This is a genomic window from Streptococcus infantis, assembly GCF_047464715.1.
Taxonomy (GTDB): domain Bacteria; phylum Bacillota; class Bacilli; order Lactobacillales; family Streptococcaceae; genus Streptococcus; species Streptococcus infantis_S.
Genome location: NZ_JASHBJ010000003.1, coordinates 106,239 through 131,550 on the forward strand (window position 1 = coordinate 106,239; position 25,312 = coordinate 131,550).

Genomic DNA, 25,312 nt, shown 5'->3' on the forward strand with positions numbered 1-25,312 from the left:
TCACTTTCCCTTCCATTCACAATCATTCTCATGGTCATCAACCAAACCGGCAGCCTGTAGAAATGACAAAGCTGCAACAGGACCCGTAAACTTAAAGCCTCGTTTTTTGAGATCTTTGGATAATTTCTCAGATAGAGCTGTTTTGGCAGGCGCCTGTCTGTAGTCCGGGACATCATTGACGATGGTTTGTCCATTTACAAAAGACCAAAGATAAGTATCAAAGGTACCAAATTCTACCTGAACTTGTAGAAAGGCCTGAGCGTTGGCCCGCGTCGCAAATATCTTGGCACGATTGCGGATGATGGCTGTATTATCCATCAAAGCTTCCAATTCTTCATCCGACATCTCTGCGACCGCTTGAATTTGGTAACCATGAAAAGCTTTTCGGAAGGCTTGGCGTTTATTGAGCACCGTTTCCCAAGAAAGACCAGCCTGATAGGTCTCCATACAGAGCAACTCAAAAAGGGCCTGGTCGTCATGGAGAGGTCGCCCCCATTCCTCATCGTGGTAGGCTACATACAGAGGGTTGTTCATTTTAACCCAGCCACAGCGTTTTGGCATAGAAATCTCCTATTTCACCAACATCTTAAGGGCAGATTTGATGTAGTTTTCAGCTGTATCAGAAGTTCCTTCAAAGAATTTCTTGATTTTCTTGAGCTCGGTCGCCTTGTAACCCAAGGCCAACATGGCTTCCATGGCTTCTTCCAATTCTTGGTTGTCGTTGCTAGATGGAGTAGCAGTCTTAGCAGGGAGGTCATCACCTGCCACAACCACCTTACCTTCTAGGTCCAAAACCATCTGTTGGGCTGTTTTCTTGCCGATCTTCGGAAACTTGGTCAAGTAAGTGATGTTCTTGCTTTCGATAGCTTGGACAAGGCCAGCATTGTCATCCGCCGCAATAATAGCAAGAGCAGAAACAGGGCCAATGCCCGACACCGAAATCAAGCTGAGAAAGAGTTTTTTCTCGTCTTCTGAACGGAAACCGTAAAGCAGGTGAGCATCTTCGCGAACGACTTGATGCACATAGATTTGCGCTTCTTGATTGACTTGTCCCGAGTAAGCATAGGGATTTGCTACGTGTAGGATATAGCCGATTCCGTTTGCTTCTAGGACGATGTATTTAGCAGTAATTTTGGTAATGATACCCTTTAGATATTCGTACATAATTTTCCCTTCAATTTATACTCAATGAAAATCAAAGAGTAAACTAGGAAGCTAACCGTAGGCATAACTTAAGTTAGACAAGGTAAGGCTGACGCAGTTTAAAGAGATTTTCGAAGAGTATTAGTATTTGCCTAGTTCTCGTAAGCTCGTGTGATTTTCTTGAATGCGACGGAACATCTTTTCCATATCTGACTTGGTAAAATGCACCAAAACAGGACGTCCATGAGGACAGTTATAAGGATTGTCGCATTGAGAGAGTTGGTAAAGGAGCTGTCTGGCTGAGTGGTCATCGATACGATGGTTGGCCTTGATAGACCGCTTGCAGGACATCATAATGGCCAGCTCTGCTCGGTATTTCTTGATAGAAACTTCCTTGGTCAAGAGGAGCATATCACACATCTCATAGATACCTGACTCGATTTCCTCTTCTGCCATCCAAATAGGATGTTCCCTTAGGATAAATTGGTTCTCCCCGTACTCTGCTAGAAAGACGCCGACTTCCTCTAAGAGAGGCATTCTTTCCTTGAGACGAAGGGCATCATCCGCTGGAAATTCGAAGATATAAGGTACTAGGAGTTGCTGTTGGCTCTGGTCAACATTGCCAATACTTTCGCGATACTCCTCATACTTAACCCGCTCCTGGGCTGCGTGTTGGTCTATGATGTAAAGCCCATCTCGACCTTGGGCAAAGAGATAGGTCCCGTGCATTTGTCCGAAAAACTCCAACTCTGGGAAGCTTGAAGATTCTTCTCGCTCCAGCTTATCATAAGCCTTATCCAAACTAGCCATATCTAACTCTGGATGATCCAGTTGGTCGTAGCTGATAAGTTTTCTCTCTGCAAAATGCAGTTTGGCTGGTTTGGTTATCTGGTCTAAAGTTTCCTTAGCAAACAGATTCAAATCCTGTCTTTCTTCCGTCAGATTCACCTGATGGTCTGCCACCTCAGCTTGTGTCGGTCTTGTCGGTTCATTTTTTTCATAGTAGAGCGTATTTTCTCTCAGTGGCAAAGTCGTTTGCTCCACCTTTTCACGATTTCTAACCGCAGATTTGGCTAGATTTTCCAAGGCATCTGGAATCAAGGTCTGTTCCTTGAGACTCTTTGCGATAGCCTCTGAAACCAGCGCCATTAGTTCTCTTTCCTTGGAAATCCGCACCTCTTGCTTGGTTGGATGCACATTGACATCTGCTAAATAAGGGTCGATATGGATGTGAATGACAGCCAGCGGAAAACGCCCCACCATGAGCTTGCTACCGTATCCATCTAAAATGGCACGATTGAGCAGGAAATTCTTGATATAACGCCCATTGATAAAAAGGCTGATATAGTTACGATTAGCCCGTGTCAATTCAGGCAATGAGACAAAGCCTGAAATTTCAAAGTCTAGGTCAGAATTCTCAATCTCAACCATTTTTTTAGCACTGGCTAAACCATAAATTCCAGCAATGGCTTGACGCAGTTGTCCTGTACCAGCTGTTCGTGTCATTTCCTTGCCATCACTAATCAGACTAAAGGAAATCTCCGGATGGGCTAGCCCCAGACGATTGACAATGTCAATGATATGAGACAACTCTGCCTGCTGGCTCTTCATATACTTGAGACGAGCCGGTGTATTGAAAAAGAGGTCTTCCACACAAACCTTAGTTCCCACAGGACTGGTCGCTGGAATGATTTCCTCAACTTCTCCCCCACGAGCCACTAGCTTGGTCCCGTGACTGGCACCATCCACCGCTGTCAACAAAGTCAAAATACTGACAGAAGCGATAGAAGGCAGAGCTTCACCACGAAAACCGAGGGTCCGAATCCGAAAAAGATCCGCTTGATTCTTAATCTTACTGGTCGCATGACGACGGAGGGCTAACTCGACCTCATCGTGGGCAATCCCGTGACCATTATCTGTGATTTGGATCTTCTTAAGCCCAGCTTCCTCGATTTCAACGATAATCTGGCTAGAGCCAGCATCAATGGCGTTTTCAACTAGTTCCTTAACTACACTAGCAGGGCGTTCGATAACTTCTCCTGCTGCGATCTGGTTGGCCAAGACTTCTGGCAATTCAATAATATGAGACATCTTTCAGCCCCTTTCTTAACGATTTTTATCTATTTCTCTGAAAATAAGCTAGTGCTATTATACCATATTTCACTCGTTTCCAAAAAAGTCCGAGTAGCAACTTTCTTCCCGATTTTACTAGGTTATTTGCCAAGTTTGTGGTAAAATAGGTAGAAATAATATTTTAAAAAGGAGAAAAGACACATGCACATTTTTGATGAGCTAAAAGAGCGTGGTTTGATTTTTCAAACGACTGATGAAGAAGCTTTGCGTAAAGCCCTAGAAGAAGGTCAAGTTTCTTATTATACTGGCTACGATCCAACTGCTGACAGCCTTCACCTAGGCCACCTTGTCGCAATCTTGACAAGTCGTCGCTTGCAGTTAGCAGGTCACAAACCATATGCGCTCGTTGGCGGTGCTACAGGTCTCATCGGAGATCCGTCCTTCAAAGATGCTGAACGTAGTCTCCAAACAAAAGACACAGTAGATGGCTGGGTCAAGTCTATCCAAGGACAACTTTCTCGCTTTCTTGACTTTGAAAATGGTGAAAATAAAGCTGTCATGGTCAACAACTACGACTGGTTTGGCAGCATCAGCTTCATTGACTTCCTCCGTGATATCGGAAAATACTTCACTGTCAACTACATGATGAGCAAGGAGTCTGTGAAGAAACGTATTGAAACAGGGATTTCTTACACTGAGTTTGCCTACCAAATCATGCAAGGGTACGACTTCTTTGTCCTTAACCAAGAGCACAATGTAACCCTTCAAATCGGTGGTTCTGACCAGTGGGGAAATATGACTGCTGGTACCGAATTGCTTCGCCGTAAGGCTGACAAGACTGGCCACGTTATCACTGTTCCACTCATTACAGACGCAACTGGTAAGAAATTTGGTAAATCTGAAGGGAACGCCGTTTGGCTCAACCCTGAAAAGACTTCTCCATACGAAATGTACCAATTCTGGATGAACGTCATGGATGCTGACGCTGTTCGCTTCTTGAAAATCTTTACTTTCTTGTCACTTGATGAGATTGAAGAGATCCGTAAACAATTTGAAGCGGCGCCACACGAACGCTTGGCTCAAAAAGTCTTAGCTCGTGAAGTCGTAACACTTGTTCACGGAGAAGAAGCCTACAAAGAAGCACTCAATATCACTGAGCAACTCTTTGCCGGAAATATCAAAAACCTTTCTGTCAAAGAACTTAAACAAGGACTTCGTGGTGTGCCAAACTACCAAGTACAAGCAGACGAAAATCACAACATCGTAGAATTGCTCGTATCTTCTGGCGTAGTCAACTCAAAACGCCAAGCCCGCGAAGATGTTCAAAATGGAGCTATCTACGTCAACGGCGAACGTATCCAAGACCTTGACTATGTCTTGAGTGATGCTGATAAGTTAGAGAACGAACTCACTGTTATCCGCCGTGGTAAGAAAAAATACTTCGTTCTAACATACTAAAAAACAAACTGGAGGCATTTGCCATCCAGTTCTTTTTTTGCTAGACTAAAACTATGAATACAAACCTCAAACCTAAACTCCAGCGTTTTGCTTCTGCTAGTGCCTTTTCCTGCCCCATCTGCCAAGAAAATCTGACCTTGGTCGAGAGCAGTCTCAAGTGTAGCAATCGCCATTCTTTTGACCTAGCAAAATTCGGTTATGTCAATCTGGCTCCCCAAATCAAGCAATCCGCCAACTACGACAAGGAAAACTTCCAAAATCGCCAGCAAATCCTAGAAGCTGGATTTTATCAGGCTATCTTAGAAGGTATTTCTGACCTACTAGCGACTAAATCATCTGCAAAAACAGTCTTAGATATCGGTTGTGGCGAAGGATTTTACTCTCGTAGACTACAAGAAAGTCATCCTGACAAGACCTTCTACGCCTTTGATATCTCGAAAGACTCGGTCCAAATCGCTGCTAAAAGCGAACCCAACTGGGTAGTCAACTGGTTTGTCGGTGATCTGGCTCGCCTTCCTATAAAAGATGCCAGCATGGATATCCTGCTTGATATCTTTTCACCTGCCAACTACGGAGAATTTCGCCGTGTCTTATCCAAAGACGGCATCTTGATCAAGGTCATCCCTACCGAAAATCACCTTAAAGAAATCCGCCAAATAGTACAGGAGCAACTAACAAAGAAGGACTATTCTAACCAAGATATCAAGGAACATTTCCAGGAACATTTCAGCATCCAATCTAGTCAGATAGCTTCCCTGACCAAACCTATCACCGCAGAGCAACGCCAAGCCCTGCTTAGCATGACCCCCCTACTCTTTCACGTCGATCAAAGCAAGATTGACTGGAGCCAGTTAACTGAGATTACCATCGAAGCAGAGATTCTGGTTGGGAAAGCACTGTGAACGAATCTAAAAACAAAAAACGCATCTTTTTAGATGCGTTTTTTTATAATCTAATGTAAAGAATCTTAGTTCAAGTGCCAGATATCTTCGTTGTACTGAGCGATTGTACGGTCAGATGAGAAGAATCCTGCTTTAGCAATGTTGACGATGACTTTATCCAACCATGCGTCACGGTCTTCGTAGTCAGCAAGCATTTGCTCTTTAACCTTGATGTAGTCTTCCAAGTCAAGAAGAGTCATGAACCAGTCTTTGTTGATCAATTCGTTGTAAAGACGTTCCAAGCGTTCTTTCTTACCAACTGCAAGAACAGCGTCACTCACGATGAAGTCAACCAATGGTTTGATAGCTTCACGTGCGTAGAATTCACTTGATTTGTAACCTGATTTCGCGTAAAGGTCGATAACAGTTTCTGAATCTTCACCGAAGATGTAGATGTTTTCGTCGCCAACCAACTCAGCGATTTCCACGTTAGCCCCGTCCATAGTACCAAGAGTCAAAGCCCCGTTCAACATGAATTTCATGTTACCAGTACCTGAAGCTTCTTTAGAAGCCAATGAAATTTGTTCTGAGATGTCACATGCTGGGATCAAGAAGCTTGCTGCAGTAACGTTGTAGTTTTCAACCATTACCACTTGCAAGTGTGGAGCTACTGCTGGATCGTTGGCAATCACTTCTGACAAGCAAAGGATCAAGTGGATGATGTCTTGAGCGATTGTGTAGGCAGGAGCTGCTTTACCACCAAAGAATACTGTGATTGGACGAGCAGGGATGTTACCAGCCTTGATGTCAAGGTATTTGTGGATCACATACAAAGCGTTCATTTGTTGACGTTTGTACTCGTGAAGACGTTTGATTTGGATATCAAAGATAGAGTTTGTATTGATTTCCACACCTTGGTGCTCTTTCAAGTGACGAGCCAATTTACGTTTGTTGTGGGCTTTGATGCTTTCCAATTTTTCTTTGACAGCAGCCTTGTCTTCATATGAGAGAAGGTCTTCCAACTTAGAAGCATCGTGGTGCCAATCGCGTCCAAGAATCTCATCCAAGTAGTGAGACAAGCTTGGGTTGGCATGCATGAGCCAACGGCGGAATGTGATACCGTTTGTTTTGTTGTTGAATTTTTCTGGGTAGATGTCGTAGAAAGCTTTCAACTCAGAGTTCTTCAAGATTTCAGTGTGGAGTGCTGCTACCCCGTTAACACTGTATCCGTAGTGGATATCCATGTGAGCCATGTGTACACGGTCGTTTTCATCAATGATTTGAACAGCTGGGTCTTTGTATTCTGCTTTCACACGACGATCCAATTCTTTGATGATTGGTACCAAGTGAGGAACCACTTCTTCCAAGAATTCAAGAGGCCATTTTTCAAGGGCTTCAGCAAGGATTGTGTGGTTTGTGTAGGCAGTCATGCTACGAACGATAGAGATGGCTTCATCAAGTTCGATACCACGTTCAGTCAAAAGACGAATCAATTCAGGGATTACCATTGATGGGTGAGTATCGTTGATTTGTACAACTGCGTAGTCAGCAAGGTCGTGCAAGTTGCTTCCTTTTTCGATTGCTTCATCAATGATCAATTGTGCACCGTTTGAAACCATGAAGTATTGTTGGAAGATACGGAGCAATTCACCTTGTTTATCACTATCGTCTGGGTAAAGAAAAAGAGTCAAGTTACGAGCGATGTCTGTCTTGTCAAAGTTGATACCATCTTTGATGATTGAAGAATCAACTGAATCCAAGTCAAACAAACGCAAACGGTTTTTCGTAGCTGTTTTGTAACCAGGAACATCGATATCGTAAAGAGTAGATGTCAATGTAAAGTGTGCAAATGGCACTTGGTAGCTACGGCTTGAACGAACCAACCAGTTTTGGTCAGTCAACCAAGCGTTAGGAATCGTTTCTTGTTGGTTGTTTTTAAGAACTTGTTGGAACAAACCGAAGTGGTAGTTCAAACCAACACCGTCACCGTTCAAACCAAGTGTAGCGATTGAGTCGATAAAGCAAGCTGCCAAACGTCCCAAACCACCATTACCAAGTGATGGTTCCAATTCTACTTCTTCGATTTCGATTAACTCTTTACCTGCATCAGCAAGTTCTTTTTTAACTTCGTCATAAAGACCAAGGTTAATCAAGTTGTTTGACAAGAGTTTACCAATCAAGAACTCAGCTGAGATGTAGTAAACTTTTTTCTTACCAGTGTTGACTGGTTTTTGGCTGCTAGCAAGTTTGCTGTAGTTAAGAAGAGCAAGGTAAAGCTCTTCGTTACTACATTCTGCGATAGATTTATTGTAACGATTTTGTACAAATTCTTTTAATGGTAACATTTTTGTGTCTCCTGATATTGTCTTATTTCTTTAATTCTACCAAATTTTCATTAATTCGGCGATAAATTGTAGTCAAGTCAAGCAAAGTTTCTTCGACAGCAGGAGTCAATTGATCCTCTGTCATACGCCATGACCAGTTTCCACCAAGAGTAGATGGGAAGTTCATACGAGCTGAACCATCCAACTCTAGCAAATCTTGCATAGTAGCGATAGTCATAAAGCTTACTGATGAAAAGGCTGTACGAAGCATAGCATGTACTACTGTTTCGTATTCCTTGCGGTTTGTATAGCGTGCCATGTACTCACGAGTTGGATCGTCAATTTCATTACGGTACCAACCAAGAACAGTGTTGTTATCGTGTGTTCCTGTGTACATAACAGAGTTAGCTGGTGCCAAGTGTGGGCTGTCGATACTTTCGTGCTCTGGGTTGAAGGCAAATTGAAGGACTTTCATTCCTGGGAAGCCAGTGCGTTCACGTAGTTCAATAACTTCGTCAGTCATGAATCCAAGGTCTTCTGCGATGATGTTCAAGTCACCAAGTTCCTCTTTCACCGCTGCAAAGAGTTTGTAGTCAGGACCTTTCACCCATTTACCAGGTGCTGCTGTTTCAGAACCAGCAGGAATTTCCCAGTAAGACTCAAATCCACGGAAGTGGTCGATACGAACGATATCGTAGATTTTGAAGCTTTCACGCAAGCGTTCAATCCACCATTTGTAGCCATCTTTGTCCATAGCTTCCCAGTCATAGATTGGGTTACCCCAGAGCTGACCAGTTGCAGAAAATTCATCTGGTGGGCATCCTGCGATGCAAGTCGCCTTACCGTTGACATCTGTCTTGAAGAGATGTGGATTTGCCCACATATCGCTTGAATCTTCCGCTACATAGATAGGCATATCTCCGACAATTTCGATATGGTTGTCATTAGCATATGCTTTCAATTTCAACCATTGTTGGAAGAAAAGGTATTGGGTTACGCGGTGGTAAACAAGCTTGTCAGCTAATTTCTCACGGTAGCTTTCAAGAGTTGAAGCTTTACGAGCACGAGCATCTGCATCTGGCCATTCTGTCCAAGCAAGATTATCAAAATGCTCCTTGATTGCCATATACTCTGCAAATAGTTCAAGCCATGATTGATTTTCTTGAGCAAATTTTTCGAAGTCTTTGACATCTCCGGCTTCAAGGAAACGTTTGACAGCTTTCTCTAGAAGTGGACGACGTGCATAGTAGATTTTAGCATAGTCAACTTCAGTTGGGTTGCTACCAAAGTCCACACCTTCAAGATCACTTGCTTCCAACAAACCTTGCTCCACCAAAATATCAAGGTCGATAAAATGAGTGTTTCCAGCAAAGGCTGAGAATGATTGGTATGGAGAATCTCCATAGCTGGTTGTTCCTAAAGGAAGGATTTGCCAGTAACGTTGCTTTGTACGAACCAAGAAGTCAACGAAATCATAGGCGCTTTGACCAAATGATCCGATTCCGTATGCTCCTGGAAGTGATGAGATGTGCATCAACACACCGCTTTGACGTTTTTTCATATTAGCACCTCAAGTGTTTATATTGTTAATTATTTCAATTTTTGCGCAAACGTTTGCGCTAAGTCAAGTATACCCCATTTCTAAAATAAATGCAAGCGTTTGTAAAAAAAACTTTTTCTCTACTTTTTATTTCCGAAATCGGAAATTCCCTATATTTTAATTTTCCCCCTCCATTTGTTTCGTCTTCTATTTATGCAATCGTTTCCCTTCAATTATTTTTGAATTGAAATTTACACGATTTCCTATTTCTCTTCTATTATACAAACAATTTTAGGAATTAGCCAGTCACAAGCTTTTTAAATTTTTTTCAAAAAAATGCTTGCAACCGTTTTCTGTTTGTGCTATACTATGGTCATAAGGGAAAACGTTTGCGTTTCCTCGAAATTAAAATTTGTTATTCTTTAGGAGGAATACACTATGTCAACTAAATTCATGAAGAGCGCTGCTGTACTTGGTACTGCTACTCTTGCTAGCTTGCTTTTGGTAGCTTGCGGAAGCAAAACTGCTGATAAGCCTGCTGATTCTGGTTCATCTGAAGCGAAAGAAATCACTTTCTACGTTGAAGATCAATATAAAGCATTTGCTGAATCAGCTGCAAAAGCTTACGAAAAAGAAGCTGGTGTAAAAGTTACTATTAAAACTGGTGACCAATTAGGCGGACTTGACAACCTTTCACTTGATAACCAATCAGGTAAAGCTGCTGACGTTATGATGGCTCCATACGACCGTGTAGGTAGCCTTGGTACTGACGGACAACTTTCAGAAGTAACTTTGAGCGACGGTGCTAAAACAGACGATACTACTAAATCTCTTGTAACTGTTGGTGGAAAAGTTTACGGTGCTCCAGCCGTTATCGAATCACTTGTTATGTACTATAACAAAGATTTGATTAAAGAAGCTCCAAAAACATTTGCTGACTTAGAAAACCTTGCTAAAGATAGCAAATATGCCTTCGCTGGTGAAGATGGAAAAACTACTGCTTTCCTAGCTGACTGGACTAACTTCTACTACGCATACGGACTTCTTGCTGGTAACGGAGCTTACGTATTTGGTGACAATGGTAAAAATCCTAAAGATATCGGTCTTGCTAACGATGGTGCTATCGCAGGTATCGAATACGCTAAAACTTGGTACGATAAATGGCCTAAAGGTATGCAAGACACTGAAGGTGCTGGAAACTTGATCCAAACTCAATTCCAAGAAGGTAAAACAGCTGCGATCATCGATGGTCCTTGGAAAGCTCAAGCATTCAAAGATGCTAAAGTAAACTACGGTGTTGCAACTATCCCAACTCTTCCAAACGGTAAAAACTACGCAGCCTTTGGTGGTGGTAAAGCTTGGATCATCCCATCAAGCACTAAGAACCTTGAAGGAGCTCAAAAATTCGTGGACTTCCTTGTTTCAACTGACCAACAAAAAGCATTCTACGATGCAACTAACGAAATCCCAGCTAACACTGAAGCTCGTGCTTACGCTGAAGGTAAAAACGATGAGTTGACTACAGCTGTTATCAAACAGTTCCAAAACGCTCAACCAATGCCAAACATCTCTCAAATGTCAACAGTTTGGGACCCAGCTAAAACAATGCTCTTTGACGCTGTAAGCGGTAAGAAAGATGCTAAAACAGCTGCTAATGATGCTGTAACATTGATTAAAGAAACAATCCAACAAAAATTTGGTAACTAAAAATTTGGTAACTAATTGATTGATTCAAGGGAGATAATTTAAACATCTCCCTTGATTTTTAGATACATTGACAATGTTTTCAGCAATTTTGCTGATTAGCATCGAGCTTAATGCTCGTATCTTATGAAAGGAGCGCTCATGGAACAACAACCAAAAAAAGCAGCCTTGCTTTCATTGATTCCTGGGTTGGGACAAATCTACAACAAACAAAAAGCTAAAGGTTTTATCTTCCTTGCTGTAACAGTGGCTTTTGTCCTCTATTTTATAGTACTTGCAGCACCTGAATTGAGCAACTTAATCACGCTTGGTGAAAAACCTGGCCGTGACAACTCTCTCTTCATGTTGATTCGTGGTGCATTCCACTCTATTTTTGTAATTGTTTATCTAGCCTTTTATATTCTCAATATTAAAGACGCTCACACTATTGCAAAACGTATCAATAATGGCATCCCTGTCCCATTGACACTTAAGGATATGATTAAAGGTATCTACGAAAATGGATTCCCTTACTTGCTTATCATTCCATCTTACGTTGCCATGACATTTGCCATCATCTTCCCGGTTATTGTAACCTTGATGATTGCCTTTACTAACTACGATTTCCAACACTTACCACCAAATAAATTATTGGATTGGGTTGGATTGACTAACTTTACAAATATCTGGAGCTTGAGTACCTTCCGTTCAGCCTTCGGTTCTGTTCTTTCTTGGACTATTATCTGGGCTTTATCTGCATCTACTTTGCAAATCGTACTCGGTATCTTTACAGCTATTATTGCTAACCAACCATTCATCAAGGGTAAACGTATCTTTGGTGTTATCTTCCTTCTACCTTGGGCGGTTCCAGCCTTCATCACTATCTTGACATTCTCAAACATGTTCAACGATAGTGTTGGTGCTATCAATACTCAAGTTTTGCCACTTTTTGCTAAGGTTCTTCCTTTCTTAGATGGCGTTCTTATCCCTTGGAAGACAAATCCAACTTGGACTAAAATTGCCTTGATTATGATGCAAGGATGGCTTGGTTTCCCTTATATCTACGTCTTGACTCTCGGTATCCTACAGTCTATTCCAAATGACTTGTATGAAGCAGCTTATATCGACGGTGCAAACGCTTGGCAAAAATTCCGCAACATCACTTTCCCAATGATTTTGGCCGTTGCGGCACCTACTTTGATCAGCCAATACACCTTCAACTTCAACAACTTCTCTATCATGTACCTCTTCAATGGTGGTGGTCCTGGTAGTGTCGGTGGTGGAGCTGGTTCAACCGATATCTTGATCTCATGGATCTACCGTTTGACAACTGGTACAGCTCCTCAATACTCTATGGCAGCTGCTGTTACCTTGATTATTTCAATCATTGTCATCTCTATTTCTATGATTGCATTCAAGAAACTACACGCATTTGATATGGAGGACGTCTAAGATGAATAACTCAATCAAACTCAAACGTAGACTGACTCAAACCCTCACTTACCTCTACTTGATTGGACTTTCAATCGTCATTATCTATCCACTTTTAATCACGATTATGTCAGCCTTCAAGGCTGGTAACGTTGTGGCCTTTAAACTCGACGGCAATGTCAACTTTAGTCTTGATAACTTCAAAGGGCTCTTTACAGAAACCTTGTACGGCACATGGTACCTTAATACCTTGATCATCGCTTTGGTCACTATGGTCGTTCAGACAAGTATTATCGTACTTGCTGGTTATGCCTATAGCCGTTACAACTTCTTGGCTCGTAAGCAAAGTTTGGTATTCTTCTTGATTATCCAAATGGTGCCAACAATGGCCGCTTTGACTGCCTTCTTCGTTATGGCCCTCATGTTGAATGCCCTTAACCATAGCTGGTTCCTCATCTTCCTCTACGTCGGTGGTGGTATCCCTATGAATGCTTGGTTGATGAAAGGTTACTTTGACACCGTGCCAATGTCTCTTGATGAGTCTGCAAAACTAGATGGTGCAGGACACTTCCGCCGCTTCTGGCAAATCGTTCTCCCTCTTGTTCGCCCAATGGTGGCTGTACAAGCACTCTGGGCTTTCATGGGACCTTTTGGAGACTATATCCTCTCTAGTTTCTTGCTTCGTGAAAAAGAATACTTTACAGTTGCCGTTGGTCTACAAACCTTCGTCAATAATGCGAAGAACTTGAAGATTGCCTACTTCTCAGCAGGTGCCATCCTCATCGCTCTTCCAATCTGTACACTTTTCTTCTTCTTGCAAAAGAACTTCGTTTCAGGACTTACAAGCGGTGGCGACAAGGGGTAATATACCCTCGCCACCCTTTTTCATTTTTGAACTTGTACATCGATTGTCTGGTGAGAAACAAGAGCTTGCTGAGATTACCTTGTTAGTTAGTGGATGAATCATAACAAACATTCACTTTTACCAAGGATTCTACTATCCCCGCTTGAAATAAAAAACATTTCTCTATATAATACTCGTATAGAAAATGCCTATAGAAAGAGATTTATGTTACCATATCCGTTTTCTTATTTTAATAGTATTTGGGGATTCCGTAAGCCCCTCTCTCATCGTTTTGGTCTAAACTGGTTTCAACTGATTTTTACCAGTATCTTCTTGATTAGCTTGTCTATGGTCCCTATTGCCATTCAGAATAGCTCTCAAGAGACTTATCCCTTAGAAACTTTTATCGATGATGTCTACGCTCCTTTGACGGACGAAGTCGTTCAGGATCTAGCTAAGAATGCTCAGATTGTAGATGGAAAACTAAGCTATACGGGTTCGACTCCTCATCAAGCTTCTGTACAAATCGGGGCTACTGCTAGTTCAAGTTTCCCTGAGGAATTACTTCTTAGCTTTGAACCCGAGAATCTCGTCATCAGTAAGCAAGGAAAAGAACTAACCAGCATTCGCTATCACGCTATCACGACTGAAAGTTTTCAAAACAAGGAGAGCTTGACTCAGGCCATTTCTAAAGACTGGTATCAACAGAACCGTGTCTATATCAGCCTCTTTCTTGTGCTAGGTTCTAGTTTCCTCTTTGGACTTAATTTTTTCATTGTCGCTCTAGGTTCTAGCCTCTTGCTCTACTTCACGAAAAAATCTCGTCTCTTCTCATTTAAGACCTATAAAGAGTGCTATCATTTTATTTTGAACTGTTTAGGATTACCGACTTTAATTACCCTGATTCTAGGTCTTTTGGGACAGAATATGGCAACTTTGATCACTGTTCAAAACATTTTATTTGTTCTATACCTGGTCACTATCTTTTATAAGACTCATTATCGTGATCCAGACTACCAAAAGTAGGAGATTATTATGCCTGTTACGATTAAAGACGTGGCCAAGGCTGCAGGAGTTTCACCTTCAACCGTAACCCGTGTTATTCAAAACAAATCGACGATTAGTGACGAAACCAAAAAACGAGTTCGAAAAGCAATGAAAGAACTCAATTATCATCCTAATCTAAATGCTCGAAGTCTCGTTAGCAGTTATACGCAAGTCATTGGCTTGGTTCTTCCGGATGACTCAGACGTTTTCTACCAAAACCCTTTCTTCCCTTCTGTTCTTAGAGGGATTGCACAGGTTGCCTCGGAAAATCACTATGCCATTCAGATTGCGACTGGTAAGGATGAGAAAGAGCGTTTAAACGCCATTTCGCAAATGGTCTATGGAAAACGTGTAGATGGGCTTATCTTCTTGTATGCTCAAGAAAATGATCCCTTGGTGCAATTAGTTGTCGATGAGCAATTCCCCTTCCTCATTCTTGGAAAATCACTTTCTCCTTTCATTCCGCTTGTTGATAATGATAACATCCAAGCCGGATTTGATGCGACCGAATATTTCATCAAAAAAGGATGCAGTCGAATTGCCTTTATCGGTGGTACCAAGAAGCTCTTCGTTACCCAGGACCGTCTGACAGGTTACGAGCAAGCACTTCAAGAACACGATCTACCTCTTGATAGTCAACGTACCTTCTTTGCAGACGAGTTTCTAGAAGAAAAGGGCTATAACTTTAGTAAACAACTCTTTAAACACGACCCTCAGACCGATGCTATTATTACAACAGATAGCCTCTTAGCTGAAGGTGTCTGTAACTACCTCAACGAACACCAGCTTGATGTTCCTGTTCTAAGCTTTGATTCGGTGAATCCAAGATTGAATCTAGCTGCCTATGTTGATATCAATAGCCTTGCTCTTGGCCGAACTTCATTTGAAACCATTCTGCAAATCATTAATGATGTCAAAGAGAACCGTCAAATCTGCTATCGTCAGGTGATTGCACACGAAATCGTTGAAAAATAAAAAACCAACTCTCTATTTTGAGTTGGTTTTTTTGTATTCTATTTACCTGAACAACTAGTTTTCAACTTCGACAAATCGTCCAAGAATATGAACATTCTCCGAGACCGATACAAAGGCTGTTGGATCCACTTGCTTCATGATTAGTTTAAAATCATTAAACTCTGCACGAGTGATAACTGTAATCAAAACCGCCTTACGCTCGTGGTTATAAGTCCCTTCAGCATCGTGAATCATGGTCGCTCCACGGTGCAATTTATTGTGAATTTTTTCAATGACTGCATCTGGATTACTAGTAACAATCATAGCCTGCATGCGTTTTTGTTTGGTGAAAACTGCGTCTGTTACACGACTTGAGACAAAGATGGTAATCATAGAATAAAGAGCGTATTTCCAACCAAAGGTCAAGCCAGCAATCAGCATGATTGTCCCGTTCACCAAGAAGGAGATACTACCGACGTTTCGACCTGTCTTCTTACGAATGGTAAGACTGACAATATCCGTTCCACCGCTGGAGATATTATGGCGTAGAGCAAAGCCGATACCAAGTCCCATGACTACCCCACCAAAGAGAGCATTGATGATGGGATCCTCTGTCAAGACCACCACTGGCACAAATTGGATAAAGAGCGAGCTCATGGATACCGTGATAAAGGTAAATATCGTGAACTTATGCCCAATTTGGCGCCAAGCTAAAATCATGAGTGGTATATTGATACAATAGAAAGCTACAGAAATTGGAATATGGAAATTAAACCAGTAGTTACTAAGGCTTGAGATAATCTGAGCTAAACCTGTTGCTCCACTTGAATAAACGTGTCCTGGCTGGAAGAAGAAATTGACGGCTACTGCTGATAGAAAACCATATACCAGAGAAGCTGAAATTTTTTCATCGTATTTTTCTCGGGAGATACTTTGCAAAACACGCAAAATCTTCACCCGATAAGCAAAGCGGCGCAGATAATGATACCACTTTTTAGTTAGTTTCGTTTGTTTCATCTTGTTCTACTTGTAGATTAAGTTCCTCTAATTGTTTAAGAGCTACTGTTGATGGTGCTTGCGTCATTGGGTCAGTTGCCTTGTTATTCTTAGGAAAGGCAATAACTTCACGGATATTATCTTCTCCTGCTAGGAGCATGACAAAGCGGTCAAGTCCAATAGCCAGGCCACCGTGTGGCGGGAATCCATAGTCCATAGCTTCCAAAAGGAAACCAAACTGGTCATTTGCTTCCTCCGCTGAGAAACCCAGAGCTTTAAACATGCGTTCTTGGAGTTCTTTTTGATTGATACGAAGGCTACCACCACCAAGTTCATAACCATTCAAGACGATATCATAGGCAATGGCACGAACCTTAGCCAAATCACCTTCAAGTTCATGAGCAGTTTCTGCCTGAGGAAGGGTAAATGGATGGTGGGCACTCATGTAACGTCCTTCTTCTTCAGACCATTCAAACATTGGCCAGTCAACAACCCAGAGGAAGTTGAATTTGTCATTATCGATCAAGCCTAGTTCCTTCGCAATACGTCCACGAAGGGCACCAAGTGTTGCATTAGCTACCTCAAGCGTATCAGCAACAAAGAGAACCAAGTCTTTATCTTCAAGACCAAGTGCACTTGCCAAATCGCCTTGAATGGCAGTCAAGAACTTAGCAACTGGTCCGTTCAATTCTCCATCAACAACCTTAACCCAAGCAAGACCCTTAGCGCCATACTGCTTGGCTACTTCTGTCATCTTGTCGATGTCTTTACGTGAGTAGTTATCTGCAGCTCCTTTGACGACGATGGCTTTAACTGCAGGAGCTTCTGAAAAGACTTTGAAGTCTACTCCCTTGACAACTTCTGTCAAGTCCTGAAGCAACATCTCAAAACGAGTGTCAGGCTTGTCAGAGCCATAAAGAGCCATGGCATCATCATACTTCATACGAGGGAATGGAAGTGTTACTTCGATTCCTTTGGTTTCCTTCATCACGCGCGCAATCAAGCCTTCTGTGATATCTTGGATTTCTTGCTCAGTCAGGAATGAAGTTTCCAAGTCGACCTGGGTAAATTCAGGTTGGCGGTCCCCACGTAAGTCTTCGTCACGGAAACATTTGACGATTTGGTAGTAACGGTCAAATCCCGCATTCATCAACAACTGTTTGGTAATCTGTGGACTTTGAGGCAAGGCATAAAAGTGACCCTTGTTGACACGAGATGGTACGAGGTAGTCACGCGCTCCTTCTGGTGTTGACTTAGAAAGGAATGGTGTTTCCACATCGATAAATTCTAATTCATCCAAGTAGTTGCGGATAGAATGCGTTACCTTGGCACGCAGTTTAAGGTTTTCCAACATCTCTGGACGACGAAGGTCAAGATAACGATAACGTAGACGCGTATCATCGTTTGCCTCAATGCCATCCTTGATTTCAAATGGTGTTGTTTTGGATGTATTCAGAACCGTAAGAGCTGTTACATTCAGCTCAACTGCTCCAGTCGCCAATTTATCATTGGCCTGCTCACGTGCTGCAACCTGACCAGTCACCTCGATGACGTATTCACTACGAAGGCTTTCAGCTGTTGCCATCACCTCTGCCGATACTTTTTCAGGGTTGATAACCAACTGCATAATCCCTTCACGGTCACGAAGGTCGATAAAAATCAAGCCACCCAGGTCACGACGACGGGCAACCCAACCCTTCAAGGTAATTTCTTGTCCGATGTGTTCCTCACGAACACGACCAGCATACATACTGCGTTTCATTTCTTCTCTCCTCTTGTATTCTGTTACTATTTTACCATAAAAGCGCAGGCTCTTCATGAAAATCATCAGAAAAGTTGAGAGTTTCCCGCGATAAATGAAAAAATCCAGCAAAGTCTTTCGCTGGATTTGGTATTTCTTTATTTTTTTCGCTTTTCAGCAATCTCCGCTGCCTTTTTAGGGAGAACAATCTCCGTTGCATAGGCTGTCGCAAATCGCATAATACCTGCAATTGGTGCAAAGATAACTGCTAGATGATTATAAAAGAAATCCCCTTTAAAAGCATAGGCAAGCGCTCCAATAATAAGGAAGAGAACAACTGCCTGAATCACTGCTAATAATATCACTCGTTTCATGACTTCCTCCTGAGTCTATTATAGCATGATAATCATTAAAAATCCGATTAAATTATTCAAGGCATGTAGAGCTATACTATAGGCCAGACCACCCTTGCTGATGTAAGCCAGTCCCAAGCTAAAGCCGAGTGAAGCATAAACCAGGAACTGTTGGGGAGTCCCAGGGAAATGAACAAGTGCAAAAATGATGGTGCTTACAAGAAGAAAGAGAACTGTCTGCTTGACGTTATCTTGTTGAGGAAAGACATAGCGAGCTAACATTCCTCTAAAGGTCAATTCTTCTGTCAGAGGCGCAAAGACCACTATCATGAAGAAAGCGAAGAGAGGTTGATTATGAGTCAATTGTTCTGCCGTCTGTTGATTGACTGATGGATCATTTGGCAAAAAGAATTGGGCAACAATAACAAGGGCCCATACCAAGGCAGGTAACCAGATGTATTTGTTGAGGGCCGTTTTTTCAATCGTAACGGTTCCTGTCTTATACCACTTGTAGGTAACGAAGGTGAAGATTCCTGCTAATAAGACATAAACAGGAACAAAAACGTAGTCAGGTGCTCCCAACTTCATCGCTGCCACACCTACACCCTGGATGAAACTATAAATCATAATAAATGATAAGAAAGTAAGACTATACCAGCCAATATTTTTAAGTGTTTTCATAATATTCTCCTATTTGAAATAACGTTTTGTTTTTCGCAACTGTGCAACATTCGTGTACAAATGGACGACAACTGCTACGAGTAGAGCAACCAACTGTACTTGTCCTAATACTACAGATAGTACTACTAAGACAACATAGATGCCAGGAATGAGGAGTTGATTAACCTTGAACAAGATCAAGTAAGCTTCTTCCATCTCAGCCTGTTTTTCTCCCTCATCATAAGTATCGAGGTATTCCAAAACTTCCTTGGGAGTCGCCGTAATAGAAAGTTTATAGTTACGAACCGTGCTGATGATTTTGAGACAGTAAACACCCGACCAGATACCTACAACCAGCAAAAGTAAGGATGTTGCTGATCGGCCTAAACCTCCCAAATCTAAAAGTAGACAGGATAGCATACAAATTTGGCAAACATTCCAAGCTACCGTACCATAATCTAAGAAACGATACATATCAAGGTAGTCTTGCTCATTTCCTTCATCCTCTTCTTCTCTTTGATAATTCTGATAGGCCTGATGACTTTTTCTAGTGAAATAAAAGGTTAGAATCACCGTAAGCATCCCTAAACCAAGAAAAATTGAGTACGAGGCAATGATTACTTGCTCTTGACTGATACCTAAAGGATTAAGACCAAGGAAACCAGCAAATATTCCTAATAAAACACTTGCAAGAAAAATCTTCAGTGCAAAAATGATATGTTTCTTTTCCATATTTCAACCTCTTTCTAAAACAAACCAGACAACCATTGACCAAAAGTTTTACCTGATTCAAAAATAGCGGTCAAGCCTTCTGATCCAAGTGAGACCAAAAGCAAACAAACAACGACTAAGAGAAGAGCTTGGTTTCGTGCTTTTTTTGCTCCATCCCCCAAGGGATCATTGCCAAGCCAACCTGCTAGATAGGCATAGAGCGTCATTGTTAGAATCCCAACCTCAGTCGAAGAGAGGAACAACAAGACTGTCACCAAACGAACGATATTGGCTTGAATGTTAAAATAATTTCCTAAACCTGCACAAACACCGGCAAGTTCTTTGTGTTCAGTATCGACTTGAAAACCCGCTAAAAACTCTTTCATAACTTTTCTCCTTTTACGATTTCTTTAAACTTTATCTTTCTCTCTACCCATCTAAAGACTAATAGTAAAACTATGTTAATCCAGAAGAGGTATTTACTGTCAACAATTGTAAACCAACCAAGTAGGCTTCCGATCATAGCCAAAAGATTTACGATAAACACAACTATAGATAGATAATAAATCACTTTATACTTGTTCATCACTCATCCTCCTCTAAGCGAAAGACTGACTCGACTGGCTCATTGAATATCTGAGCAATCTTCAGGGCAATGACGATGGATGGCGTGTACTCATCCCGCTCTAGCAAACTGATGGTTTGCCTGGACACACCTGCTAGTTTGGCCAGTTCGGTTTGATTGAGGCCATCGCGAGCTCGAAGCTCTTTTAGACGATTTTTTAGCATGTCTTGACTCCTTTGTTCTTAACTTGATTTCATTGTAACACATCTTTTTATTTTTGACAAGTATATTTGTCAAAAAGTTTAAGATTTTTGTCATTTTGCAAAAGAAAAAGGTCAGGAGTGCTATCCTGACCGTATTTTTTATAGTTGATAAAAGATTGCTTAGTCAGCTAATGGAGCGTCTTGATTTTCTTTCAGCTGCTTTTTATCATCCTTCTTGTAATCTCTTCTGACGATATAAAGCGTTGATAGACTGATTAGAGTCAATACAGCACCTGTAACCCTTCCTTTTTGTGAGAAGACAAATTCTACTTTGTGTTGTCCAGAAGTAATCGGGAATGAAATAAAGCTGTTCCATGCTTTTGTCACAGGTACATCCTTACCATCTACTTTCACCTTCCAACCCTCGCTATAAGGGATAGAAGTCATCATATATTTACTGTCGTCAGTAATATTCACTGAACCGACGATATGAGTATTCGAGAATTTCTCAACTTGTAGACCTTGTGCCTTCCTTTTTTCTAAAGCACTTTGAATTTGACTGATTTCTGCTCGATAAACCCCTGCGTTTGAAAGGTCAACCTTGTCTGTTTTAAAGCGGAACTCAAGTACAGATTCTTGATTCTCCGCATTATCTGCAATTTGCCAGAGTTGACGTTGCGTATTTCTCTTAGAATGAGTGAACCACTTGCCATTTAGAAGAACGGAGTAATCTTTCTCTGTATTTAGACCTGCAGGTACGAAGAAGTAATAAGTCAAGTCTGTTCGCGGAGTAATTCGGTAGCGAACCACTGCATCCTTAGAAGAGTCTATCCGCTTGTAAATTGCGGTTCCTTTTTCTTTGTCGACATTTTCCTCAGTAAGATTTTCTGTTTCGACATCTCCATAGGCTAGGGGCTTGAAATAATCGAGATAATTTTCTTCGTCTTTTTTCGCACCTTCCATAGAGTTGAGAATGATATTTTGATTTTGAATAGCGTTGTTTTTACCGAAGTTGATATTTCTTACCAAATCATTTGTTCCATAAGCTAATGGGAAAGAATTTGGGTTTTCGTACACAATATAACGCTCATCTTCATATACCTTACGCGTGAAATAACGTTGCATATCAAAACGACTTGCAAAACGAGTGAAATACATTCTCTCAGGATGAGCTTCTTTCTCTGTAGGATCCAGATCCTTGACATCCATATAGTAACGAACACCGTATAGGGCATCTGTTAAGAGGGTCCCATTTTCATACTCTGTCGCCGCATTAATCCCTTGATCACCCATGTAGGCGAATTGATCCATGGTCGTACGCTCTAAGCTAGAACTAAAGGTACTTAAACCTGGGTAGGAAACAAGCGATGGCACTGTTTTTGAATAGGCAAAGGTGGAGGCGATTCGATAGAATGGTTGGTCTGCTTGTTTCTGAACATCATCTGTCACTTGTTTTACAGATACCGTTGCATCTACAAACTTATCTACATCCGCATACCCAAAGGTTGCTTGAGATAGATAAGCGTTGTAACCCAACTCAAAGATTGTTAGGGTAGATAAGGCAAGAATGGCTAATCTTGTCATTCTTGAGCGCAGTAAGAAGATAACCGCCAAGTAAACCAACAAGGTTAATACAACCTGAGATAAGAGATAACCTGTTTGGAGAAGAATGCCTAAAAGAAGGACGACAGCCCCAGCTATCAATAGCACCATTTTTTTCACTTTAGGATCTTTACGAGAACGACTCCAATAGAGATAAGAGCAGGCTACAGTGATAGCTATCAGTAAAATCCAAAATACAATAACATTCTTTGTTAGAAATTGAGTCAATGCTTCTGGCTGTGTTTTTGGAAGATAGGTGAATTTCTTTGTATAGAGATAAATTGCTGATAAAACTAGTAACACAGCTGAAAGCAACTTCCCTCTGCGAGAAATTTCTACTTGTCCCTTAACTACCTGATAGGCTAAAACGAGCATAAAGAACGAGAACAACCATGAGAAACGGAAGAAGAATCCAGCTGGATTTTGTCCCATATGCCAGATTTTACTTACAAACTCATTGACAAAGGAAAGGAAGAAGACGAAGGTGACTGCTCCTGCAGCCCAACGTTTTTCCTTAGCTATCTGCTTTGATGTAAAGTAGAGGATAAAACCTAGAAATCCTAAAGCACCGATGTAGATATTTGGAAGGTTAGGTCCAGCTGACCAGCCTGAGGCAGTATCAAAACCACCGATAGCCAGTTTAGACAGAATATCCACAGGATTGATCTGAAAGGCCAAGGAGAATTTCATGGCATCTCCAACTTGCCCCTTACTCTCAAGGAGATTATAGAAAACTGGCACAATCAATACCGATGCCGTAGCAACCCCAATGACAGAGAAGGCAAATGTTTTTACCAGAGGACTCAAGAAGTGTTTCAGCTTCTGTTTCAGAGTTCCCTGAATAGAGAGGCGTGGTGAAACATAATAACAAGAGTATAGGACGATAAAAATCGAAATCATATACCCCATATAGAACTGCAGAAAGACTGTTAGTCCTAAAATAAAGGCATAACGATAGGGTCTTCCTCCATCCAAAATCTCTTCCAGATAAACGATAACGAGCGGTAGCATAATCATGGCATCATAGAAAATGACGTTCATCTGATAGGAAACGAGCATCCCTGAAAGAGCATAGGCTGTTGCAAATAAAGGCACCAACCACACACGAGATTCTGCTCCCTTATAGCGCTTAATCAAAAAATGAGAGAAGGACAACCCGATTGCGCCGTATCTGAGCCAAATGGTCAGAAAGACTGCCAAACCATAATGTTTGAAGGGAACAATAATATAAAAAATATTAAAGGGACTCATCAAGTAATAGCCTAAAACCCCTATCATATCTCCACCGAGAGATTTGGTAAAGGAATAAGTCAGACTACTCAAATCACCTGTAAGTACTGCATTTTTAAGCAAGCCAAAAAAGCTGATATACTGCTGCCCAAAGTCAACTGCCATCAGACTTTTATTTCCAAAAGGATAGCTACCCATGAAAAACCAAACAACCAGCATAATGGTCATCGGTAGTAAGGCACTTATCGTATAAAGCAAGGCTTTAGGGTGTTTCCCTTTTAACTCTTGCCAACGCATTAACCACTTATCCATGTTTGTTTTCTCCTATGTCTTCTTAACCAATCTTATCTTTTTCAGCTTGGTCAATATTGCTTTTCGCGACGATAAAGTGAGGACGTTGCTTCACCTCGTAATAAATCTTTCCAATATACTCTCCAAGTACTCCTATGAAAATGAGTTGCACACTACTAAACAAGATGATAGCTGCTATTGTCGTGAAATAGCCACTTGTATAGTCGGAAGAAAAGATAAATTTACAAAATTCATAAACAATATAGAGAAGAGACAGAGCCATACTGACAAATCCAAATTGGATACAAATTCTAAGCGGTCGGTCATTAAATGAGATAATCCCCTGGAAAGCATAGTTCATAGACTTCTTAAAGCCAAATTTACTTTTTCCTGCCTTACGAACTTCATTTTGATAAGGAATAACCTTCTCTTTAAAACCGATCCACTCATAAAGCCCTTTGTTAAATCGATTGTACTCCGGCAGTGAAACAAATACATCCACAGCTCTCTTACTGAGGAGACGTAACTCGGATTTTCCATCTGTCAATTTAACGTCCATGGAGTGATTCGAGAATTTATAAAAACTACGAGCAAAGAAGCTTCCTACAAATGACTCCCCTTCTCGAGTTCTCTGACCGCTGACAATGTCATATCCTTCTTTATAAGCTTCTACAAAGAGAGGGATAAGGTAGGGCGGATGTTGCAAATCACCATCCATCACCATAACTGCATCACCAGTCGCATACTTAAAACCAGCAAGAATTCCACTCTCGCGTCCAAAGTTTCTACTAAAGCTGATATACTTGACCCGTGGGTTTTCATTGGCAATAGCATCGATTAATTCTAGTGTGCTATCGCTACTGCCGTCATCCACATAGAGAATTTCGTAGTCAGACAGTTCTTCCGATAAAATCATACTCTCTAACTGCTCAGAGATGGCTTTATGCGTTTGAGCGAGAACTAATTCTTCATTTAAAAGAGTGATAAGAATTGATAGTTTCATCTAAATACTCCATAATATCTACTTTTTTAAAAAAGGGAGAGAGCCATGCTCTCCCCTATCTAAAGAAACTCAACTATTACTTATTAGAATATTTACGTTTCAATACAACTGTGCCTGATAAGATGACGATTCCTGCAAATACCAAGCCAGTTCCTACGGCTTCTCCAGTTTTAGGAAGTTTTGGTTTCTCATCTGTTGTAGTCGTTGATCCTTCTGTTGTTGAAGTGGTTGTTGGCCCTTCTGTTGATGCGGTCGTTGAAGTTGTCGTTGATCCTTCTGTTGTTGAAGTAGTTTTTGGCTCTTCTGTTGTTGTAGTTGTAGAAGTTGTCGCTGGTTCTTCTGTTGTTGTAGTTGTAGAAGTTGTCGCTGGACCTTCTGTCGTTGTAGTTGTAGAAGTTGTCGCTGGACCTTCTGTCGTTGTAGTTGTAGAAGTTGTCGCCGGTTCTTCTGTTGTTGTAGTTGTAGAAGTTGTCGCTGGACCTTCTGTCGTTGTAGTTGTAGAAGTTGTCGCCGGTTCTTCTGTTGTTGTAGTTGTAGAAGTTGTCGCTGGACCTTCTGTCGTTGTAGTTGTAGAAGTTG

23 protein-coding genes are annotated in these 25,312 nt (G+C 41.4%); 7 read left to right on the forward strand and 16 right to left on the reverse strand.

Annotation, left to right across the window (positions count from 1 at the left end; genetic code table 11):
- The 3 genes from QM419_RS06845 to mutL form a co-directional block, all read right to left on the reverse strand.
- Entirely contained in the window at nucleotides 1-561 is a 561-nt protein-coding gene (locus QM419_RS06845; RefSeq protein WP_414278314.1) for a DNA-3-methyladenine glycosylase I, read from the reverse strand.
- Between the two features lie 9 nt (nucleotides 562-570).
- Entirely contained in the window at nucleotides 571-1,164 is a 594-nt protein-coding gene (gene ruvA / locus QM419_RS06850) for a Holliday junction branch migration protein RuvA (protein ID WP_045762563.1), read from the reverse strand.
- A gap of 120 nt (nucleotides 1,165-1,284) precedes the next feature.
- Nucleotides 1,285-3,234: a DNA mismatch repair endonuclease MutL gene (gene mutL, locus QM419_RS06855; protein ID WP_414278315.1), complete on the reverse strand. Its 1,950-nt coding sequence runs from the start codon at nucleotides 3,232-3,234 to the stop codon at nucleotides 1,285-1,287.
- A 183-nt stretch (nucleotides 3,235-3,417) separates the two neighbouring features.
- On the opposite strand from mutL, the gene tyrS reads away from it, so the two are divergent.
- Together tyrS and QM419_RS06865 are read left to right on the forward strand one after the other, a co-directional pair.
- Nucleotides 3,418-4,674: a tyrosine--tRNA ligase gene (gene tyrS, locus QM419_RS06860; RefSeq protein WP_414254140.1), complete on the forward strand. Its 1,257-nt coding sequence runs from the start codon at nucleotides 3,418-3,420 to the stop codon at nucleotides 4,672-4,674.
- Between the two features lie 53 nt (nucleotides 4,675-4,727).
- Entirely contained in the window at nucleotides 4,728-5,576 is an 849-nt protein-coding gene (locus QM419_RS06865; RefSeq protein WP_414278316.1) for a putative RNA methyltransferase, read from the forward strand.
- A gap of 65 nt (nucleotides 5,577-5,641) precedes the next feature.
- Here the strand turns inward: QM419_RS06865 and glgP are convergent, their stop codons facing one another.
- Together glgP and malQ are read right to left on the reverse strand one after the other, a co-directional pair.
- Entirely contained in the window at nucleotides 5,642-7,900 is a 2,259-nt protein-coding gene (gene glgP / locus QM419_RS06870; RefSeq protein ID WP_414278317.1) for a glycogen/starch/alpha-glucan family phosphorylase, read from the reverse strand.
- A gap of 22 nt (nucleotides 7,901-7,922) precedes the next feature.
- Nucleotides 7,923-9,440, reverse strand: a complete 1,518-nt coding sequence (gene malQ, locus QM419_RS06875; protein ID WP_414275233.1) for a 4-alpha-glucanotransferase — start codon at nucleotides 9,438-9,440, stop codon at nucleotides 7,923-7,925.
- Nucleotides 9,441-9,857: 417 nt separating this feature from the next.
- Between malQ and QM419_RS06880 the strand changes: the two genes are divergently transcribed.
- The 5 genes from QM419_RS06880 to QM419_RS06900 all read left to right on the forward strand — a co-directional run bounded on the left by QM419_RS06880 (nucleotide 9,858) and on the right by QM419_RS06900 (nucleotide 15,399).
- On the forward strand, nucleotides 9,858-11,126 hold the full coding sequence (locus QM419_RS06880) for an extracellular solute-binding protein (RefSeq protein WP_414278318.1): 1,269 nt from the start codon (nucleotides 9,858-9,860) through the stop codon (nucleotides 11,124-11,126).
- Nucleotides 11,127-11,264: 138 nt separating this feature from the next.
- Nucleotides 11,265-12,554, forward strand: coding sequence for a carbohydrate ABC transporter permease (locus tag QM419_RS06885; protein ID WP_004250464.1), 1,290 nt, complete (start codon nucleotides 11,265-11,267; stop codon nucleotides 12,552-12,554).
- A 1-nt stretch (nucleotide 12,555) separates the two neighbouring features.
- Nucleotides 12,556-13,398, forward strand: coding sequence for a sugar ABC transporter permease (locus tag QM419_RS06890; protein ID WP_178894442.1), 843 nt, complete (start codon nucleotides 12,556-12,558; stop codon nucleotides 13,396-13,398).
- Between the two features lie 204 nt (nucleotides 13,399-13,602).
- Nucleotides 13,603-14,403 carry a DUF1189 domain-containing protein gene (locus QM419_RS06895; RefSeq protein WP_414278319.1) on the forward strand — a complete coding sequence of 267 codons (801 nt, stop codon included), beginning with the start codon at nucleotides 13,603-13,605 and terminating at the stop codon, nucleotides 14,401-14,403.
- Nucleotides 14,404-14,412: 9 nt separating this feature from the next.
- Nucleotides 14,413-15,399: a LacI family DNA-binding transcriptional regulator gene (locus QM419_RS06900; protein ID WP_178894440.1), complete on the forward strand. Its 987-nt coding sequence runs from the start codon at nucleotides 14,413-14,415 to the stop codon at nucleotides 15,397-15,399.
- A gap of 54 nt (nucleotides 15,400-15,453) precedes the next feature.
- On the opposite strand, the gene QM419_RS06905 is transcribed toward QM419_RS06900, so the two are convergent.
- The 11 genes from QM419_RS06905 to QM419_RS06955 form a co-directional block, all read right to left on the reverse strand.
- The gene (locus tag QM419_RS06905) at nucleotides 15,454-16,395 is read right to left on the reverse strand and encodes a YitT family protein (protein ID WP_414254147.1); all 942 of its coding nucleotides are present in this window, start codon (nucleotides 16,393-16,395) and stop codon (nucleotides 15,454-15,456) included.
- Nucleotides 16,373-18,136 carry an aspartate--tRNA ligase gene (gene aspS / locus QM419_RS06910; protein WP_414278320.1) on the reverse strand — a complete coding sequence of 588 codons (1,764 nt, stop codon included), beginning with the start codon at nucleotides 18,134-18,136 and terminating at the stop codon, nucleotides 16,373-16,375. Before aspS ends, QM419_RS06905 begins: the two co-directional genes overlap by 23 nt.
- Before the next feature lie 137 nt (nucleotides 18,137-18,273).
- Complete coding sequence (locus tag QM419_RS06915) at nucleotides 18,274-18,489, reverse strand: hypothetical protein (protein ID WP_049496767.1); 216 nt, start codon at nucleotides 18,487-18,489, stop codon at nucleotides 18,274-18,276.
- Nucleotides 18,490-18,507: 18 nt separating this feature from the next.
- Nucleotides 18,508-19,149, reverse strand: a complete 642-nt coding sequence (locus QM419_RS06920) for a lysostaphin resistance A-like protein (RefSeq protein WP_414278321.1) — start codon at nucleotides 19,147-19,149, stop codon at nucleotides 18,508-18,510.
- 9 nt (nucleotides 19,150-19,158) lie between these two features.
- Entirely contained in the window at nucleotides 19,159-19,860 is a 702-nt protein-coding gene (locus tag QM419_RS06925) for a DUF3169 family protein (protein WP_414278322.1), read from the reverse strand.
- 14 nt (nucleotides 19,861-19,874) lie between these two features.
- The gene (locus QM419_RS06930; protein WP_414278323.1) at nucleotides 19,875-20,225 is read right to left on the reverse strand and encodes a PspC domain-containing protein; all 351 of its coding nucleotides are present in this window, start codon (nucleotides 20,223-20,225) and stop codon (nucleotides 19,875-19,877) included.
- The gene (locus QM419_RS06935; protein WP_214262589.1) at nucleotides 20,222-20,425 is read right to left on the reverse strand and encodes a hypothetical protein; all 204 of its coding nucleotides are present in this window, start codon (nucleotides 20,423-20,425) and stop codon (nucleotides 20,222-20,224) included. Before QM419_RS06935 ends, QM419_RS06930 begins: the two co-directional genes overlap by 4 nt.
- Nucleotides 20,425-20,628: a helix-turn-helix transcriptional regulator gene (locus QM419_RS06940; RefSeq protein ID WP_000916945.1), complete on the reverse strand. Its 204-nt coding sequence runs from the start codon at nucleotides 20,626-20,628 to the stop codon at nucleotides 20,425-20,427. The genes QM419_RS06935 and QM419_RS06940 overlap by 1 nt, the downstream gene beginning before the upstream one ends.
- A 159-nt stretch (nucleotides 20,629-20,787) precedes the next feature.
- Entirely contained in the window at nucleotides 20,788-23,751 is a 2,964-nt protein-coding gene (pgfM1, locus tag QM419_RS06945) for a glycosyltransferase PgfM1 (protein WP_414278324.1), read from the reverse strand.
- A gap of 22 nt (nucleotides 23,752-23,773) precedes the next feature.
- A complete protein-coding gene (gene pgfS, locus QM419_RS06950) occupies nucleotides 23,774-24,733 on the reverse strand; it encodes a glycosyltransferase PgfS (protein WP_414272786.1) in 960 nt (319 codons plus the stop codon).
- A 76-nt stretch (nucleotides 24,734-24,809) separates the two neighbouring features.
- A partial coding sequence (locus QM419_RS06955) for an LPXTG cell wall anchor domain-containing protein (RefSeq protein ID WP_414278325.1) occupies nucleotides 24,810-25,312 on the reverse strand: 503 nt, incomplete at its 5' end.